The organism is Vitreoscilla sp. C1, assembly GCF_002951955.2.
Classification (GTDB): Bacteria; Pseudomonadota; Gammaproteobacteria; order Burkholderiales; family Neisseriaceae; genus Vitreoscilla; species Vitreoscilla stercoraria.
This window is the reverse complement of the sequence record NZ_CP019644.2, coordinates 1312509-1329547: the sequence shown is the minus strand read 5'-3', so window position 1 is coordinate 1329547 and position 17039 is coordinate 1312509. Positions and strand designations below refer to the sequence as shown.

General features: G+C 44.0%; 17 protein-coding genes. 4 read left to right on the top strand and 13 right to left on the bottom strand.

Annotated elements, in window-relative coordinates; translation table 11 throughout:
• Positions 1-10: 10 nt before the first annotated feature.
• The 10 genes from ADP71_RS06440 to aroQ all read right to left on the bottom strand — a co-directional run bounded on the left by ADP71_RS06440 (position 11) and on the right by aroQ (position 10318).
• Positions 11-556, bottom strand: coding sequence for a hypothetical protein (locus tag ADP71_RS06440; RefSeq protein WP_171461001.1), 546 nt, complete (start codon positions 554-556; stop codon positions 11-13).
• A gap of 93 nt (positions 557-649) precedes the next feature.
• Positions 650-1729: an SIR2 family protein gene (locus tag ADP71_RS06435; protein ID WP_171461000.1), complete on the bottom strand. Its 1080-nt coding sequence runs from the start codon at positions 1727-1729 to the stop codon at positions 650-652.
• Between the two features lie 146 nt (positions 1730-1875).
• Entirely contained in the window at positions 1876-3936 is a 2061-nt protein-coding gene (gene ppk1 / locus ADP71_RS06430) for a polyphosphate kinase 1 (protein WP_171460999.1), read from the bottom strand.
• 126 nt (positions 3937-4062) lie between these two features.
• Positions 4063-4335, bottom strand: a complete 273-nt coding sequence (locus ADP71_RS06425; RefSeq protein WP_019958895.1) for an oxidative damage protection protein — start codon at positions 4333-4335, stop codon at positions 4063-4065.
• A gap of 66 nt (positions 4336-4401) precedes the next feature.
• On the bottom strand, positions 4402-5724 hold the full coding sequence (gene argA, locus ADP71_RS06420; protein WP_026353630.1) for an amino-acid N-acetyltransferase: 1323 nt from the start codon (positions 5722-5724) through the stop codon (positions 4402-4404).
• Positions 5721-6992, bottom strand: a complete 1272-nt coding sequence (locus ADP71_RS06415; protein ID WP_171460998.1) for an MJ0042-type zinc finger domain-containing protein — start codon at positions 6990-6992, stop codon at positions 5721-5723. Before ADP71_RS06415 ends, argA begins: the two co-directional genes overlap by 4 nt.
• A gap of 97 nt (positions 6993-7089) precedes the next feature.
• Positions 7090-7980 (bottom strand): 50S ribosomal protein L11 methyltransferase, encoded by an 891-nt coding sequence (gene prmA / locus ADP71_RS06410; protein ID WP_019958892.1) that lies wholly within the window; start codon positions 7978-7980, stop codon positions 7090-7092.
• 1 nt (position 7981) lies between these two features.
• Complete coding sequence (gene accC, locus ADP71_RS06405) at positions 7982-9343, bottom strand: acetyl-CoA carboxylase biotin carboxylase subunit (protein WP_019958891.1); 1362 nt, start codon at positions 9341-9343, stop codon at positions 7982-7984.
• A 64-nt stretch (positions 9344-9407) separates the two neighbouring features.
• A complete protein-coding gene (gene accB, locus ADP71_RS06400; protein WP_171460997.1) occupies positions 9408-9860 on the bottom strand; it encodes an acetyl-CoA carboxylase biotin carboxyl carrier protein in 453 nt (150 codons plus the stop codon).
• A 17-nt stretch (positions 9861-9877) separates the two neighbouring features.
• Positions 9878-10318, bottom strand: a complete 441-nt coding sequence (aroQ, locus tag ADP71_RS06395) for a type II 3-dehydroquinate dehydratase (RefSeq protein ID WP_104931765.1) — start codon at positions 10316-10318, stop codon at positions 9878-9880.
• A 270-nt stretch (positions 10319-10588) separates the two neighbouring features.
• Between aroQ and queA the strand changes: the two genes are divergently transcribed.
• From queA to ubiE, 3 genes are all read left to right on the top strand, one after another.
• The gene (queA, locus tag ADP71_RS06390; RefSeq protein WP_019958888.1) at positions 10589-11623 is read left to right on the top strand and encodes a tRNA preQ1(34) S-adenosylmethionine ribosyltransferase-isomerase QueA; all 1035 of its coding nucleotides are present in this window, start codon (positions 10589-10591) and stop codon (positions 11621-11623) included.
• Positions 11624-11625: 2 nt separating this feature from the next.
• Entirely contained in the window at positions 11626-11979 is a 354-nt protein-coding gene (locus ADP71_RS06385) for a gamma-butyrobetaine hydroxylase-like domain-containing protein (RefSeq protein WP_019958887.1), read from the top strand.
• Positions 11980-12042: 63 nt separating this feature from the next.
• Positions 12043-12780, top strand: coding sequence for a bifunctional demethylmenaquinone methyltransferase/2-methoxy-6-polyprenyl-1,4-benzoquinol methylase UbiE (ubiE, locus tag ADP71_RS06380; RefSeq protein ID WP_019958886.1), 738 nt, complete (start codon positions 12043-12045; stop codon positions 12778-12780).
• A gap of 68 nt (positions 12781-12848) precedes the next feature.
• On the opposite strand, the gene ADP71_RS06375 is transcribed toward ubiE, so the two are convergent.
• A complete protein-coding gene (locus ADP71_RS06375) occupies positions 12849-13766 on the bottom strand; it encodes a Dyp-type peroxidase (protein WP_171460996.1) in 918 nt (305 codons plus the stop codon).
• Between the two features lie 264 nt (positions 13767-14030).
• Between ADP71_RS06375 and ADP71_RS06370 the strand changes: the two genes are divergently transcribed.
• Positions 14031-15581: a multicopper oxidase family protein gene (locus ADP71_RS06370; protein ID WP_155970537.1), complete on the top strand. Its 1551-nt coding sequence runs from the start codon at positions 14031-14033 to the stop codon at positions 15579-15581.
• A gap of 90 nt (positions 15582-15671) precedes the next feature.
• Here the strand turns inward: ADP71_RS06370 and ADP71_RS06365 are convergent, their stop codons facing one another.
• Both ADP71_RS06365 and ADP71_RS06360 read right to left on the bottom strand, forming a co-directional pair.
• Positions 15672-16208 (bottom strand): hypothetical protein, encoded by a 537-nt coding sequence (locus tag ADP71_RS06365; RefSeq protein WP_019958883.1) that lies wholly within the window; start codon positions 16206-16208, stop codon positions 15672-15674.
• A 42-nt stretch (positions 16209-16250) separates the two neighbouring features.
• Positions 16251-16853, bottom strand: a complete 603-nt coding sequence (locus tag ADP71_RS06360; protein WP_104931762.1) for a DUF6642 family protein — start codon at positions 16851-16853, stop codon at positions 16251-16253.
• Positions 16854-17039 lie beyond the last annotated feature (186 nt).

Below are 17039 nucleotides of genomic sequence, written 5' to 3'. Positions count from 1 at the left end.
AAGCCATGGCTTACAAGAATTCAGGATACTCATCAATTTGTTGCCAAATACAGGGTTTATAAAATTGAATGACGATTGATGAGTCATATCTGTTTTGATTGGGAATGGAAAAAATATCCAATAAATAAGAATGTTGCTTTAAAGCTTGGACGCAAATGTCTAAGATGGTGGTGGCAGGTAACTGCATAAAGCTGGAGTTGGGATGCAATAGGCACTCTAAAGAATGTTCATCAATATTGTATTGAAGAGTGGTTTTTTCTGAGCTTGATGAATCAAAACGCACATGCAGTAACAACAACTGTCTGAACAGCGCTTCGAGTTCTTGATGGCAATTGTGTTTTAAAAGAAATGGGGCAATGTGTTTAGAGGCGGGCTCAATTAAAAATATATGGTTGTATTCAGCAATATCAATATGTGGCGTTAATAAATGCAACCAACATTGTACAAATTGAATGTCTACTGTTACATCGTTTTTTTCTAAGCTTTGGTCAATGGTACGTAAAAGGGTTCGAGCCGAAATTGGCTTGGCATAGTATTTTTGAAACAAGCGCATCATCGTTGGTGCTGATTGATACCAAAAACGGTCGAGCAAGACAAAAGCTGTATTTTCTTGTAATAGAATTTTCGACTGAGGGTATTTGTTTTGTAACTACTCTAAAATATTTGGCCAAGCTGGATGTTGGATTTGAAGTAAAAAATAACGTAATAATTCTGGTTTGCTGTAGAGATAATGCAAATATTGCCAAGCGGTGTCTGATAAGTTTTCAGGCCGCCCTTCAATGTCTTGAACCAATTGTTGGATGTGGGCTTGTTGTTCTGAAAAACTCCAGTTAAGACAGTCGGCCAAAGCTTCAATGCCCGTGTTTAGCGCTTGATGGCCATGTTCTTGGCTCACAAAATAGGGAATGTGGGTCATACCTAATAATTCCCAACGGCGCGCTTCGGCTTCTTGATTTTCAGCAGTGACCGATGAAATACCAAATAATTTTTGTGTGGTGTTTTGTGAAGTAGAGCGTGCCAAATACTTCATGATGGTGTCGTTATAAGAGTAACCAATGAACAACACCGTATATTGAGAAAACACCCTTGTGATAAAGCGCCGTGCCCAACCTTCGGTCAAATACGCTCTGCCAAAATCTCGGTCTGACAAAATGATAGATTCTTTGTCTTCCAAACTGCCATGCAAATGCACAATCCCTTCTACCACATCGCCTTGGGGCAAATTGGGGGCAATGCTGGTGGTTTTGATTGTTTTATTTTGTAATTGGGCGGCTTTTTGAAGCATGCGTTCAAAATTGGTAGTGATGATGCGCACAGGATTGTGAGCAAACAAACGGATGATTTGATGGTGTAGGTGATTGGGCTCTAAATCACTATCTTTTAAATGATGTAAACATTGTGCTTTGATATCGATTTTTCCGCTGTCTTGTGCCTCACCCAAACGTTCTTCTGGCGCACGGTATTGTGTTTTCCAAGTGGCATCTATTAATTGCTTTTTCAAATCCGCATCAATATTCAAGTGTTGAATTTGATTGCTTAATGAAGATGGTGATTGTGCTTTGTGACCTGTGATAATCAGTTGGGTCAAATCTTCAAAATTCATCAAGTTGGTCGGCGCACCCATCGAAACACCTGCACCTACAAAAACAACCAATCGATCTTGCTGAAGCGCTTCGATAATGGCAATTGGGATGTTTAATTCACCAAAACGTAAGGTTGGTTTTTGCATGGTTCTGTCCAAATGAAATGAATATTGAAGTTGCTAAAATATTTATATCAGATAATTGGATTTGAGTGGTAATTGAAATCGAAGTGCAAATAAAAGCGTCCTGTAAACCTTTACAGGACGCTTGTTAGATTCAAACAGCTTCAAAATTACAAACTGAATTCGCGCATCAAAATTTCTTGTAAATTGGTTTCGTTTTCAGGTGAATCAGGATACGCGCGGATGTAAGAGCCGTCTGCTTGCATATCCCAAGCTTTGGCATTGTCTTCTAATGCCAAAGTCAAGGTTTCGCGAATCACGCGTTGCTTTAATTGTGGGTCTAGCACTGGTACGCAAGTTTCAATGCGGCGGAAGAAATTTCGCCCCATCCAATCTGCAGAAGAGATGAAAACCTCACTTTTGCCCGCATTCCCAAAATAAAACACACGCGAGTGTTCGAGCAAACGCCCAACAATCGAACGCACACGAATATTGTCTGACAAGCCTGCGACACCGGGTTTTAACACACACATCCCGCGCACAATCAAATCGATTTTCACACCCGCTTGACTGGCGTCATACAGTTTTTGAATGATGCTAGGCTCAACCAAAGAATTCATTTTTGCCATCACATGCCCTTGACCGCCTGCTTGGACGTGTGCCATTTCACGTTCGATTTTGTCGAGCAACATCGGGTGCAAAGTGAACGGACTTTGGAACAATTTGTTCAAATGGCTCGGTTGTCCCAAACCTGTGATTTCCATGAACAATTGGTTTACGTCTTGACAAATGGGTTCGTTGGCAGTGAGTAAGCCTAAATCGGTGTATAAACGCGAGGTGCCTTGATGGTAGTTGCCTGTGCCTAAGTGGGCGTAAGATTTCAGGATGCCATTCTCGCGACGAATGACCAAAGCCATTTTGGCATGGACTTTATAGCCAAAGACGCCATACACCACATGAGCGCCGACTTGTTCTAATTGGCTGGCCCAATTGACGTTGGTTTCTTCGTCAAAGCGTGCCATCAATTCCATCACTACCGTCACTTGTTTGCCCAATAAGGCGGCCTGTAACAAGGCTTTGACCAAATCGGAATTATTGCCTGTGCGGTAAATCGTCATTTTGATGGCAACCACAGCAGGGTCTTTGGCCGCTTGTTTGACCAAATCCACTACCGATTGGAAAGATTGGTAAGGGTGGTGTAGCAACACATCGCGCTCGGCCAAAGTTTCAAAAATCTTTTCGCGGTGTTGGCGCAACTTTTTTGGGATGCTCGGGCGAAATATGTTGAATTTCAATTCTGGCTTATCCACCATATCGGTGACGGCCATCAAACGCACTAAGTTGACAGGGCCGTTAACCACATACATGGCGTCTTCGCTTAATTGAAATTGCTCTAATAAAAAGTCGACCACATGAGCAGGACACGTATTGGTAATTTCCAAGCGCACGGCTTCGCCAAATTGGCGATCACGCAATTCGCCTTGAATGGCGGTGCGCAAGTTTTTCAAATCTTCTTCGTCTACGGTCAAATCACTGTCACGAGTGACACGGAATTGGTGGCAACCTTTGACTTCCATGCCTGAAAATAAGGTGTCAATGTGAGCATGCATGATGGATGACAAGAAAACAAAACCGTCCTCGCCTTCGCTTAAATGTGATGGTAGTTTGACCACACGTGGCAAAATGCGCGGCGCTTGAACAATCGCCATGCCTGATTCGCGGCCAAACGCGTCTTTGCCATCGAGTTCTACGGCAAAATTCAAAGATTTGTTCATCAAGCGAGGGAAGGGATGCGATGGGTCCAAACCAATAGGCGTTAAAATTGGTTTCAATTCACGGTGAAAATATTGTTCAATCCAAGCCGTTTGTTCTTTCGACCATTCTCGGCGGCGATAAAAACGGATGCCTTGTTGTTGTAAGGCTGGCACCAATTTCTGGTTGAACATTTGGTATTGCTCTTGCACGATGGCGCGAGTTTCGGCAATGACATTGTGTATCACTTGCTGTGGTAATTCACCATTGGGCAATGGCAGATGACCGTTGATTTTTTGCTGTTGTTTGAGCCATGCCATGCGCACTTCAAAAAATTCATCTAAATTCGAAGAAACAATGCATAAAAATTTTAAGCGCTCCAATAAGGGCACGCGTTCATCGTTCGCTTGCGCCAATACACGGCGGTTAAATGCCAATAAACTCATTTCACGGCACAGTAAATTAGCAGCTTGGGGCATGACACTTCCTTTAATCAAAAAACTTTTAAATTCTAAACCATCTTTTGGTCATTTTTATGACGTTTGATAAAAATAATCTGCTGGTAAAGTGAAGATACAAAAAAACCGGCTATTAGCCGGTCTGGATTAAGCACTAGGGGGCGTATAGCCGCTGATACCATCTACAGATTCACCAAAGAAATAGTTTTCCATTTGTTGGGTGATGTATTGGCGGGCACGTGGGTCGGCTAAGCTCAAGCGGTTTTCATTGATGAGCATGGTTTGGTAGTTCAACCAACCTTCCCAAGCCTCTTGAGAAACATGGTCAAAAATCTTTTGACCCAAAGCATTGGGTAAGGGAGCAAATTTCATACCAGGCAATTCTTTGCCTAATTTCGCACATTGAACCATACGTGTCATGTGTTGTTTCCTTCAAAATGAGTGTGTCGATGTCTTTATTGTAAACGATGGCAGCGTTTTTGCCCATCAAAGCGGCAACACAAAAACATGTGAGCCACGTGCGTCTTGATGGTATTGGCGTTGGCGCTCTAGTGGTAAATCCTCAATACAAGCGTCCTGAAAGCCTCTTTCGCTAAACCATTCGCCTGTATGCGTGGACAAGCAAAACAAGGTTTTGAGTTTGGCTGCTCTAGCTTGGTTTTTAACATGTTCTAAAAGCAGCTCGCCATAACCGCCTTCTTGCGCATAGGGAGATACCACCAAGCATGCCAATTCTCCCATTTTTTCATGTGGGAATTGTTTCAAAGCTACGCAGCCATAGACTTGTTCGTCGTGTTCTAACATGGCAAATTCGTTGATATGGTGATCGAGATAATCGTGGCTGCGGCGCACCAAAACGCCTTTTTCTTCGAGTGGACGGATTAATTGTATGATATCGGGAATGTCATCGCTGATGGCTTGGCGAATGTGCACAAAGGCGTTTTGTGCCAAAGATGTGCCAGAGCCGTGTTTGGTAAACAATTCTGCAAACAAGCTGCCATCCAAATGACCGCTGATGTATTGCACACGACGTACGCCGCTTTGTAAGGCTTTTAAAGTAGACGGCAACAAGCGACTGATGGCTTTGCTTTGTGGTGTTTTCTCAAACAATTCTTGAGCTTGGTTAGCAGACAAATTGCGCACCAATTGGCCTGATGCATCAAGTACGCCATCTTCTTCGTTGATGAAAACCAATTTTTCAGCCCGCAAGCCTATGGCCACTTCTGCTGCCACTTCAGCCATCGACAAGCTGTAAGTTTTACCACTTAAAGAGTGTCCCATAGGGCTGACCAAAACCATACAATGTTGCTGTAAATGTTGTTTGATCATGGCAAAGTCGATGCGGCGAATAGTGCCGCTATAACCCATGTCTATGCCATCTATTACGCCTAAGGGCTTGGCAGAAATGAAGTTGCCTGAAATCAAGCGGTTGCGGGTGAGCATTTGCGGAGAATTGCTTTGTCCGACCGACAAGGCTGCTTCCAAATCAAAACGCACTTCACCGCAAGCTTGTTTGACTTTAATCAGTGTGTGTTCGTTAGTGATGCGCCTGCCCAAATGTGAGGGCAGTGTGGTTTGGCTTTGCTGCATCAAATCATTGATGTATTTGCGCACACCATGTACCACCACCACTTTGATGCCCAAGTTGCCGAGCAAGCTGATGTCTTGTGCCAAATGGGCAAAATCAGGCGAAGCGACAATGTGGCTGCTGATGGCCAATACCACAGTTTTGTCGCGCAAATAATGAATATAGGGCGCTGCCTCTCGGAACGCCCTGACAAATGAATCGGATTCGTATGTTTCGGTCATGGAGTGAGTAATAAAAAATAGTAAAACATTTGAATAATCAACACCAAAATGGCCACGATGTTGGCAACCGTCCACATGGTATGCTCATTTTGTTGGTTGGTCACTTCGACAGTGTGAATGACAGAAGTTTGATTGTGAGCTTGCGGTTCTGCACGTGGCAATTCTAGCATCGATTGCGTGGTGCCATTGTCTTCTAAAGTGAACACCAACATGCTGTTTTCAGGCAATCTCATGGTCACGGTATTGCTATTGCCAGAGTCATTCATGCGTTTGGCAGTTTGAATTATGTCTTGAGCAGCGGCATCGTTTTCAGGTTTGGTTTCAGTATTAACAGGCTCCAGTTGCGTGTTTTGCATTTGTTGCATGGTCTGAAACATTTCGGTAAACCATTGGCGATTGGCATCGTATTCCGGAGCCATGACTTCGGTTTCTTTTAACGTGTAATTAGGACGCTCGCTGGCTTCACGCACCAACAATTCATCAATTTTACTGCTATTGGGCAAAATCGGTGTGATGTAATCATCGTTTTGCTGCTCATTGGTGTGATGAGTGATCTTATCAGCAGTGTTTTTTTGAGAATCGGTAGTGTAAGATTTTTTAGGCGCGCTAGATTCTAAAGCATTGACATGGCTTAAATCTAAATTTTCAATGTCAAAGTCATCTACTGTTTCAGAGGCAATATCTGAAGAGCTTGGTTGTTGCGAAGGAGCCGTTTCGAGAGGTTTGGCGTCATCGGCATGTAAATTGGCTTTACTTGCGCTAAACCCATCAGCACCTGTATTGGAGTTGCCGTTGTCAATCACCATTTCATCTGTATGGATTGAGATATCAGGATTTTGTTTGGTATTTTTACGGCTCAATAATTTGGCCAACAAACCCATACTTTTGGCAGGTTTGACTGGCTCAACGTCATCAATCACGCCTACAAAAACATGTTCCATGACTACGGGAGCAGGTTCAGCGTTTTGGGGGGGTGATGCTGTATTAGATGGGTTACTGCTGATAGGCATAGAAGTCGGTGTGATTTTAGTCTGTGTATGTTCTTCAGCAGGAGGAGTGCTGCTGATAGAGGATTTATTGCTTGCTTGTGACATTAATTGATCTAATTGTTCCAGTGAAAGCAGATGACCGCGAGCAGGATAAGATTTGTCGCAACGGCGACATGCTACCAAGCCTTTGTTTTCTTGCAGTTGTAACAAGCTGATTTTACGAACAGTTGCACAGTTAGGACATTGTGCATGGTACATGACTTCAGAAGGATTGGTCATAATTCACCTAATAACGAAATAAAAGGATAACCCGTGTTAGCCTGATAATAATTACATTAACATAAGACTAACACAGGTTAAACCTTACATCATTAGGTTAAGCGCGCTTTTTACCAAATAAGCATGCCCAACCATCATGAATTGTAGCAGTTTGCATATCAAACCATTGTTGATACAAAGCAGAGATTTCTTCTACTTGTTCTTCTAAAATGCCTGATAAGACGATTTGACCGCCATCTTTCACGCGTCCTGAAAGCATTTGACCTAAAATGCGCAATGGATTGGCCAAAATATTGGCAACCACCACATCAAATTGGCCTTCAGGCTGAGCGTCAGGCAAATACACCTCAATGTTGACATTGTTTTGTACTGCATTGTCATGACTGGCACGAATCGCTTGCTTGTCTATGTCTACGCCGACCACTTGTGATGCACCCAATTTAGCGGCAGTAATGGCCAAAATGCCAGAACCACAGCCATAATCCAATACAGTGGCACCCACTGGCATATTGGCATCTAACCAACGCAAGCATAAAAACGTGGTTGGATGACTGCCTGTACCAAAGGCCAAGCCTGGATCTAACTCGATGTTGATGGCGCCATCTTGTGGCGCTTCATGCCAAGTTGGTGTAATCCACAAACGGTCTGACACATGAATAGGGTCAAACTGCGATTGGGTCAATTTCACCCAATCTTGGTCTTCAATTGAAGTGATTTTGTAATCGGCTTCTGCCACTTGTAAGGCAGGTGGTAACAAAGCCAAAGCTTGTTTGATATCGGCAGCCTCATCAAACATGGCAATGATGAGGCTTTGTTCCCAAATTTCTGCGCTAGGCTCGTTGGGTTCATCAAAAATCGGCTGTTCTTTGTCAGTACCTGCGTAAGCGTCTTCGATAGCGGTGCTCAAGGCACCAATTTCCATCAATTCGTCTGACAACAATTCAGCTTGTTTAGAGGCAACAACGATGTTGACTTGTTGAAATGCCATATTAAGATCCTTTTTTCGGGTGGTGCTCTTGCATCCAATGTTCTAAGTAATGGATGCTGGTGCCGCCTTCAATGAAGCCAGCATCGTCAAACAATTCACGGTGTAAAGGTGTATTGGTTTTGATACCAGTGATGGCAATCTCAGACAATGCCACACGCATGCGCGCCATGGCTTTATCACGGTCGTGACCGATACTGATGATTTTACCAATCATGCTGTCATAAAATGGTGGAATGGTATAGCCTTGGTATATATGACTGTCCATGCGAATACCAGGACCACCTGGTGCATGGTAAGTTTGAATCAAACCAGGGCTTGGAATAAATGTAAACGGGTCTTCAGCATTGACACGACATTCAAACGCATGACCGCGGATTTGGATGTCGTCTTGCGTGTAGCTCAAAGGCAAGCCTGCCGCCACGAAAATTTGTTCTTGTACAATGTCGACACCTGTAATCATTTCTGTGACAGGATGCTCAACTTGTACGCGAGTATTCATCTCAATGAAGAAGAATTCGCCATTTTCATACAAAAATTCAAATGTGCCCGCACCACGATAGTTAATGCGTTTACAGGCCGCTACACACGCTTCGCCGATTTTACGACGTTCTTCATCGGTGATGCCAGGCGCTGGCGCTTCTTCAATGACTTTTTGATGGCGGCGTTGCATAGAGCAATCGCGTTCAGCCAAATAAATCACATTACCATGTTGGTCAGCCAAAACCTGTACTTCAATATGGCGCGGTTTTTGTAAATAGCGTTCCATATATACGGTTGCATTGCCAAACGCAGCGCCTGCTTCGGTTTTGGTCATTTCAACGGATAAAATCAAATCTTCCAAACGCTCAACCACGCGCATACCACGACCACCGCCGCCACCTGCGGCTTTGATGATGACAGGGAAGCCCACTTCTTGGGCAATGCGTTTGATGGTTTCAGGATCGTCAGGCAACGCGCCATCAGAACCAGGCACGCAAGGTACGCCTGCGGCTTTCATCGCATCTTTGGCTGCGACTTTGTCACCCATCACACGGATGGTATCGCCACGAGGGCCGATGAATGCAAAGCCAGATTCTTCGACACGGTCGGCAAAATCGGCATTTTCAGACAAAAAACCATAGCCTGGGTGGATGGCTTCGGCTCCGGTAACTTCGGCAGCTGCAATGATGGCAGGGATGTTTAAATAGCTTTGAGCCGATTGGGCTGGGCCAATACACACTGATTCATCGGCCATTTTCACGTAAATCGCTTCACGGTCGGCTTCAGAGTGAACAGCCACGGTTTCAATGCCTAATTCGCGGCAAGCACGCAATACGCGCAATGCAATTTCACCACGATTGGCAATCAGAATTTTTTTGAACATGGTCTTGAGCCTTGAGAGTACAAGTGCTCTATACAGAGCACTGTGTCAGGAATGGGGGGGAGAATTATTCGATGATGAACAATGGTTCACCGTATTCAACCGGTTGACCGTCAGTAATCAAGATTTGTTTCACCACACCAGCACGGTCGGTTTCAATTTCATTCATCAATTTCATCGCTTCGATGATACACAAAGTATCACCCACTTTAACGGTTTGACCTTCGCTGACAAACACAGCCGCAGTTGGGCTGGCCGCACGATAGAAAGTACCGACCATAGGTGATTTCAAAGCGTTGGCAGTAGAAACTGCCGCAGGTGCCGCCGCAACTTCTGCCACGACTGCCGTAGGTGCCGCAGCTGGGATGTTGTAAGTTGGTGCAGGTGCTGCATAAGTGGTAGCAGGTGCAGCGTAAGTGCGTGTCACACGAACTTTGTCCTCGCCTTCGGTCACTTCGATTTCGGCAATACCAGATTCTTCAACCAAATCAATCAATTTTTTTAATTTACGTAAATCCATGGAAAGTTTTCCTTTTGTTATGCTTTTAATGTGGTGATGGCGTATTGCATGGCAAGATAATAGCTGTGTACTCCTAAACCACAAATGACACCTTTGGCCACATCGGATAAATATGAATGTTGGCGAAACGGTTCGCGTGCATGAACGTTGGACAAATGAACTTCAAGAAATGGTAATGCTACACCAGTCAAAGCATCGCGCAAAGCGATACTGGTATGGGTAAAAGCACCAGGATTGATGAGTATCATGCGTGTGCCGTCTAAACGGGCGGCATGGATACGGTCGATTAAGACATATTCAGCATTGCTTTGTAAGGTATCAATGCTTAAAGCAGCCTCTTTCGCCATATGTGTCAGTTGGGCATTGATGTCTGCTAAAGTGGTGGCACCATAGATTTCAGGTTCGCGGCTGCCTAATAAATTCAAGTTAGGGCCGTGTAAGACCAATAAGTCGCTCATACACAGGTTTCGATAAAGTAATTCATCATTTTTACTCAACTGCAGCGAAAAAGCTAGTATTGTCGATAAAATACAGCTTAGAAATACTGTTTTTTGCGATTGAAGTAAAAACACCAAATAGATAAAAGAAGCGCATTGTACTGTTTTGTGGGCATTCTTGCTATGAAAAAAATACAAAATATTCGAGTGTAATTTCAGTTTTACAGGACGCTATTTGTTGTATACAGGCGTATAATGCCGTTTTTCTGTTGTTTGAATAAGCATATTACAATGCACATTAATGATTTTGACTTTGAGCTTCCTGAAGCTTTGATTGCGCAACACCCTCCTGAGGTTCGTGGCAGTAGCCGTTTGTTGGCTTCTTGGCAAGACCAAGCCTTCCAAAATTTACATTTTCCAGATGTCGTTTCGTTTTTCAAATCTGGCGACGTGTTGGTGATGAATGACACCAAAGTCATCAAAGCCCGTTTGTTTGGTCAAAAAGCCAGCGGTGGCAAAATTGAGGTTTTGGTGGAACGTGTGATGGATGATCATACGGTTTGGGCGCACGTACGTTCGTCTAAATCGCCTAAGCCTGGCATGGTCTTGGAGTTTGGCGAAGACAAGGCAGTGATGGTTGAGCGCAAAGACGCTTTGTTTGTCTTGCAATTTCAAGGCGAAAAAACGGTGTGGGAAGTGTTAGAAGAGCAAGGACATATGCCTTTGCCGCCGTATATTGAGCGTGCAGATGATGCAGATGACGATGAGCGTTACCAAACGGTGTATGCGCAAAACGATGGTGCAGTAGCCGCTCCGACTGCAGGTTTGCACTTCACACCTGAAATTTTGCAACAATTGCAAGACAAAGGTGTGGCCTTGCATTTTGTGACTTTGCACGTTGGCGCAGGCACGTTCCAACCTGTGAAAGTGGATAATATTGAAGAGCATCACATGCATTCAGAGCGTTTTTGGGTCGCACAAAGCGTGGTTGATGCCATTGATGAAGCGAAAGCGCGTGGCAACCATGTTTGGGCAGTAGGCACCACCAGTATGCGCGCTTTGGAGTCTGCTGCGCTTACAGGACGCTTGCAAGCGGGTTCGGGTGACACCGATATTTTTATTACGCCCGGCTTTGAAATCAAAGTGGTCGATCGCTTGATTACCAATTTCCATTTGCCTAAATCCACGTTGATGATGCTGGTCAGTGCGTTTCATGGTTATGAAAAAATCATGGCGTTGTACCAACATGCTATCGAAAACGAATACCGCTTTTTCAGTTATGGCGACGCGATGGTGTTAACCCGTCAAACATTCAATAAGGATTAAATATGGTGCAGATGCCCGAAACCATCCGTTTGGACAAAAACAAAAGCATCTTACATTTGGAATATGCAGGTCAAACCTATGGTTTGAGTGCTGAATATTTGCGTGTGCATTCGCCCAGCGCCCAAGTGCGAGGTCATGGTGTGGGACAAGAAGTTTTGCAAACGGGCAAACGCTTGGTCACCATTGTCGGTTTGGAAATGAGTGGCAATTATGCTTTGAAAATTGTGTACAGCGATGGGCATGATTCAGGTTTGTACGATTGGGCATATTTGCATGAATTGGCCACCACTCAAGAAGCCAAATGGCAAGCATATGAGGCGCGTTTGGCGCAAGCAGGCGCTTCGCGTGACGTTTAAGCGTCCTGTAAATGGGTAAATCGGTTACAATCGGGCAGTAAACATGCCGTATGGAAGAAAAATATGACAGACAAACAAACCCATTTCGGTTTCAAAACCGTCAATGAAGAAGAAAAAGCGGGCAAAGTGGCCGAGGTGTTCCATTCTGTGGCAAGCAAATACGACATCATGAACGACGTGATGTCAGGCGGTTTGCACCGTGTGTGGAAACATTTCACCATCAACACCGCGCGATTGAAAAAAGGCGATAAAGTTTTGGATATCGCAGGTGGTACGGGCGATTTGTCGCGTGGTTGGAAAAAACGTGTGGGCGATAAAGGCGAAGTGTGGTTGACAGACATCAACTCATCGATGTTAACCGTGGGTCGTGACCGTTTGCTTAACGAGGGTACGATTACGCCTGTGGCTTTGTGCGATGCAGAAAAATTGCCGTTTCCTGACAATTATTTCAATTTGGTATCGGTGGCGTTCGGTTTGCGCAACATGACACACAAAGACCAAGCTTTGAAGGAAATGTACCGCGTGTTAAAGCCCGGCGGTCAATTGTTGGTTTTGGAATTTTCTAAGGTTGCCAAGCCTTTAGCACCTGTGTATGACTTTTATTCGTTCAAATTTTTGCCAACATTTGGTCAAGTGATTGCACAAGATGCCGAATCTTACCGTTATTTGGCAGAATCAATTCGCATGCATCCAGACCAAGAAACCTTGCAACAATTGATGTATGACGTGGGTTTTGATTTGGTCGATTATCATAATTTGACTGCAGGTGTGGTGGCGTTGCACAAAGGCACTAAATTGTAATTGATGTGGTCAAGGTATTGAAATAAGCGTCCTGTAAGTTTACAGGACGCTTATTTTATTGAAATTGATTATGCGATGATTTTGGCAAGCAATTGTTCAGATGGCATGAAGAAATAAGCCCCATCGACAGGCGTGGTGTAATGCAAAAATTGGTCGTGCAAGCCATCGCCTGAGGTACCAAACATATTGTCCAGCATCGCATCCAAAATACCCAAATCAGGCGTGTAGGCGATGAAATACAAACCTTGTTCACCGCTGGCATTGCCATATGGCAAACTGTGGCGCAAAATCGCCAATTCTTCGCCTGTGTCGTCTTCAATAATGACACGTGAAATATGTGAGTTGGCAGGGCGCACAGCATCGTCTAACTCAATGCTGTCTGGTTTGGTGCGCCCAATGATTTTCTCTTGGCTGTCTATTGATTGCTCATGCCATGTTTTCATATGGTGCACATAGCGCTGCGCCATCACAAAGCTACCCTCGGCAAATTCGCCCGCGTCTTCAGTTAATAAAGCCGCTTGCGCACGTTCATCGGCTTGTTGCGGGTTTTCGGTGCCATCAATAAAACCAGTCAAATCACGGCTGTCCAAATAGCGAAAACCTGTGGTTTCGTTCAAGACCGTCACCACATCGCCACACGCTTGCATGAATGCTTGCACCAAAGCAAAACACACATCGGCTTGTTCACTGGCAATGTGTAAAAAGACATCGGCAGCGATGGCAGGCATGGCAAAGTCTCCCGCACGTGCTTGCAAATCGTGCCAATGCTCAGGACTATGAGCATACAATTGTTGCCATTGCGCCAAGCCAAAGGCAATGCCTGTTTTGATGTTTGCTTGCGGATATTGTTGGCGCAATGCTTCACATGCATCAAGCAGCGCACCGATGGCTGCTTTAAGATGGGCGTTGCTGCCTGAAGTAAAACGCAATGTCATGAAACGCGCATGTTGTGAAGCAAGAGGGACAATCACCGATTGAGCTGGCATAACAAAACACTCCTAAAAATAAGTGGCTTTATTGTACTGTATTTTGTGTGTGTTTCGATTGGGTTTGATAACATCTGTATGTGGTGTTAAAACGGTCATGTCAATGAATGAAGCGTCCTGTAAAATGTTCATGGCATTGGTAATATTGCATTGAGATGCTTGGATTGGCTAATGTTTAAGTCAATCAAATAAAATGATATTAAGCCGCTTGATGGTATGTGGGACATCATCGTCATTTCTAACAACTGATTTTTAGGCAAGTATATGATCAATAGAAGGCGTTTTTTAAGTTATGGACTCAGTTTGGGTGCCATGGGTTTGTTGGCAAGCTGTCAAAGATCCTCCAATACCAAGCTTGAAAATGTACCAGCTTCAGGCGCTGAACATACTGCTGCATCGCATTTAGACAGCCATATGGGTATGAACAACAGCTTGTATAATCAAAAAACCTTGCTGATGCGTCCTGAAGAACAAAAACTGCTGGATGAAACACATTTTCCTGTGGCAGGCTTGTTGCCGATGATGCCCTTGCTAAAAAACGAATCCAAACGTGCGCAGCAGTTTGTCGGACGCTTGGTAGCCAAAAAACAGACTTTGGAATTGGTCAAAGGCATGCCAACCGAATTTTGGTTGTACAACGGCATTTTGGGTGGGCCGCAAATTGTGTTGTATGAAGAAGATGAAGTGAGCATTTTGTTTGTCAACGAATTAGACCAACCGACGACCGTACATTTTCATGGTTTGCCCATTCCGCCATCGCAAGACGGCAATCCTCACGATGCCGTATTATCGGGCAAAGCCCGTACTTACACGTTCAAATTGCCGAAAGGTTCGGCAGGCACATATTGGTATCATACCCATGCGCATGGTTTGTCGGCAGAGCAAGCATTTCGTGGCTTGGCGGGTACTTGTATCGTTAAAAGCCGCAACGATCCTTTGGCCGCTTTGCCTGAACAACATTGGGTTTTCAGTGATTTGCGTTTGGATGCGCACGCTCAAATACCTGAAAACACGCAAATGGATTGGATCAATGGGCGCGAGGGCGAATTTGTATTGATGAATGGGGCATACAAACCTCAAATCGAACTGAAAGAGACCACACGCATTCGGGTATGGAATATGTGCAATGCCCGTTATTTGCGTTTGCACATTCCCGATTGTGACATCATCGTTGTGGGAACGGATGGCGGCTTGTTAGAGCAGCCACAAGCGCCTGTGTCAGAATTGTTGGTTGTGCCTGCTGAGCGTTATGAAATCATTTTAAAACCGCGCAAACAAGGGCGTTTGGTGTTGCAAAATCTGCCGTATGACCGCAAAAAAATGATGACAACTTTTGATACAAAAACATCTGAATTGGCATCTATTCATCTTGCCATGCCTGAATTCAATTTGCCGAAAACCTTGCGCTCATTGCCGCGATTTGCAACGCCGACTGCGGAGCACATCGTCAATTTCAGTGAAGAGCATAATGTGGCTTTGGAGCAAATGTTCAAAGTCAATGGACAAACGTTTGACATGAACCGAATCGATTTGATAGGACAAGTACATGCCACAGAAGATTGGTTGATTACCAATGCATCGCACATGGATCATCCATTTCATTTGCATGGCACACAATTTGAAGTCATCGAATTCATGGAGTTTGGCGAAAGCAGCCAACCGCCGTATCGTGCTTTGAAAGATACGGTGAATGTAAAACCTTTGCAAAGCGTCAGGGTTCGATGCAAACAGGATTTTAAAGGTTTGAGAATGTTTCATTGCCATATTTTAGAACATGAAGCCTTGGGCATGATGGGGCAGATAGACATTCGTTAATCTTCATCCGTTTCATGCAAAATAAATATGCCATTTGTACCAATCAATCATTGGTAAATGGCATATTTTAAAGCGTCCTGTAAACCCTTTTTAAGGACGATAAGGAATACTTTGCAATTGGTATTTGCCTTGATTGTTCACATCAAAGCTAAACACATCGGATTCATTGTAGTCAGAGTCTTGATAAAAGCTTTGCAATACTTGCTCGGTTTGGGAAAAAAACTGGCGCACGTTTTCATCATCGCCTGCTTCATGTAAATTCATAAATTTTCCACGCATGAAGTCTTGCATGCGCATGGTGAAGACTTGGTTGTATTTTTGTAAAAACTCTTTTTGATTGTGCATGCTCAAATCTTTGCTTTTATCATATTCTTCGCCATTTTCACGCGACAAAGCACCACATTCGATAGCATGACAAACAAAAGGCATTTGAGTCATTTTAAAAACGGCATGTTTGTCTTCGTGTTGTAAAGCGGTTTTGAAATCTTGATAAAAAACATCAAAATGGTGGTGTTGGGCGTAGCGGTAAGTAGGATGTTGTGAGGTGTCGGCAAAAGCCATGGGGCTGAACAGATACAAGCTTAATCCACTGATGAATACAGGTTGTAACAGTCGTGAAGGTTTCATGTTTGGTATCCTTAATGGTCAGTTTGGATGGTTACAGGACGGTCATGATGATCGGTGTACCATTACAAATCCCAAATCTGCACACAAGCCAGCATATTTTTTAAACATATTGCTTTTAATGGCTGACATGGTGGTATAAGCTTGGCAGATTTCAAAAAATAACAAATCCACTAAGGTACTGGATAAAAAATCAATTTCAGTAGTGTAACCGACCAAGGCATCGGCATCCAATTGACGCAAGAGTTGGCGTAACTCGGCTTCTGGTAAATTCAAGGTTTCACAACTGCCAAAATGGATGATTTTGCCGCTGAAGCAGCCTGCATAACGTTCGACAAAATCATTTAATTCTATGCTTTGTTCGGAATTTTCACTTAAATACAAACAGCCTTCGTCGCCATGAAATGCCAAATAGACAATTTTGAATTTGCCGTATTTTGAGCGCTCAGTATGACTTCCTGCTAGCAGACAGTCCAAACGTTGATAAAATTCTTCGCTGGTGATGCAGGTTTTGTAAATGTAGTCGATGTCGTTAATGGATTTGACCAATTCCAAGCCAGCCAAAATCGAACTTTGTGCGCGCAAATCGCTGTTCCAATCGCCTTCTAAACAAAATACATGACGCAATTTTGGTTGTGAGCCGCTCATGATGTTTTCTCATTTTTAGTGATATGGCATATTAATACCAATGCATTGGCATTGGCAATCTCTAATATGAAGCGTCCTGTAAATAAAATATCACTGTATTTTCAAGATTCATTTAGGTGTCAATTCGCTTGAGTAGCATGTCTATGATTGCGTCAATCAGAGATAAAAAAAGCCGATGTGCGAACA

Bases quoted from the DNA above. Each gene is read 5' to 3' on its own strand.
- ADP71_RS06365 (WP_019958883.1), bottom strand. From the start codon at position 16,208: ATGAAACCTTCACGACTGTTACAACCTGTATTCATCAGTGGATTAAGC.
- ADP71_RS06435 (WP_171461000.1), bottom strand. From the start codon at position 1,729: ATGCAAAAACCAACCTTACGTTTTGGTGAATTAAACATCCCAATTGCC.
- ADP71_RS06375 (WP_171460996.1), bottom strand. From the start codon at position 13,766: ATGCCAGCTCAATCGGTGATTGTCCCTCTTGCTTCACAACATGCGCGT.
- prmA (WP_019958892.1), bottom strand. From the start codon at position 7,980: ATGGCATTTCAACAAGTCAACATCGTTGTTGCCTCTAAACAAGCTGAA.
- argA (WP_026353630.1), bottom strand. From the start codon at position 5,724: ATGACCGAAACATACGAATCCGATTCATTTGTCAGGGCGTTCCGAGAG.
- ADP71_RS06425 (WP_019958895.1), bottom strand. From the start codon at position 4,335: ATGACACGTATGGTTCAATGTGCGAAATTAGGCAAAGAATTGCCTGGT.
- queA (WP_019958888.1), top strand. From the start codon at position 10,589: ATGCACATTAATGATTTTGACTTTGAGCTTCCTGAAGCTTTGATTGCG.
- ppk1 (WP_171460999.1), bottom strand. From the start codon at position 3,936: ATGCCCCAAGCTGCTAATTTACTGTGCCGTGAAATGAGTTTATTGGCA.
- ADP71_RS06440 (WP_171461001.1), bottom strand. From the start codon at position 556: ATGATGCGCTTGTTTCAAAAATACTATGCCAAGCCAATTTCGGCTCGA.
- ADP71_RS06360 (WP_104931762.1), bottom strand. From the start codon at position 16,853: ATGAGCGGCTCACAACCAAAATTGCGTCATGTATTTTGTTTAGAAGGC.
- aroQ (WP_104931765.1), bottom strand. From the start codon at position 10,318: ATGAGCGACTTATTGGTCTTACACGGCCCTAACTTGAATTTATTAGGC.
- ADP71_RS06415 (WP_171460998.1), bottom strand. From the start codon at position 6,992: ATGACCAATCCTTCTGAAGTCATGTACCATGCACAATGTCCTAACTGT.
- accC (WP_019958891.1), bottom strand. From the start codon at position 9,343: ATGTTCAAAAAAATTCTGATTGCCAATCGTGGTGAAATTGCATTGCGC.
- ubiE (WP_019958886.1), top strand. From the start codon at position 12,043: ATGACAGACAAACAAACCCATTTCGGTTTCAAAACCGTCAATGAAGAA.
- accB (WP_171460997.1), bottom strand. From the start codon at position 9,860: ATGGATTTACGTAAATTAAAAAAATTGATTGATTTGGTTGAAGAATCT.
- ADP71_RS06385 (WP_019958887.1), top strand. From the start codon at position 11,626: ATGGTGCAGATGCCCGAAACCATCCGTTTGGACAAAAACAAAAGCATC.
- ADP71_RS06370 (WP_155970537.1), top strand. From the start codon at position 14,031: ATGATCAATAGAAGGCGTTTTTTAAGTTATGGACTCAGTTTGGGTGCC.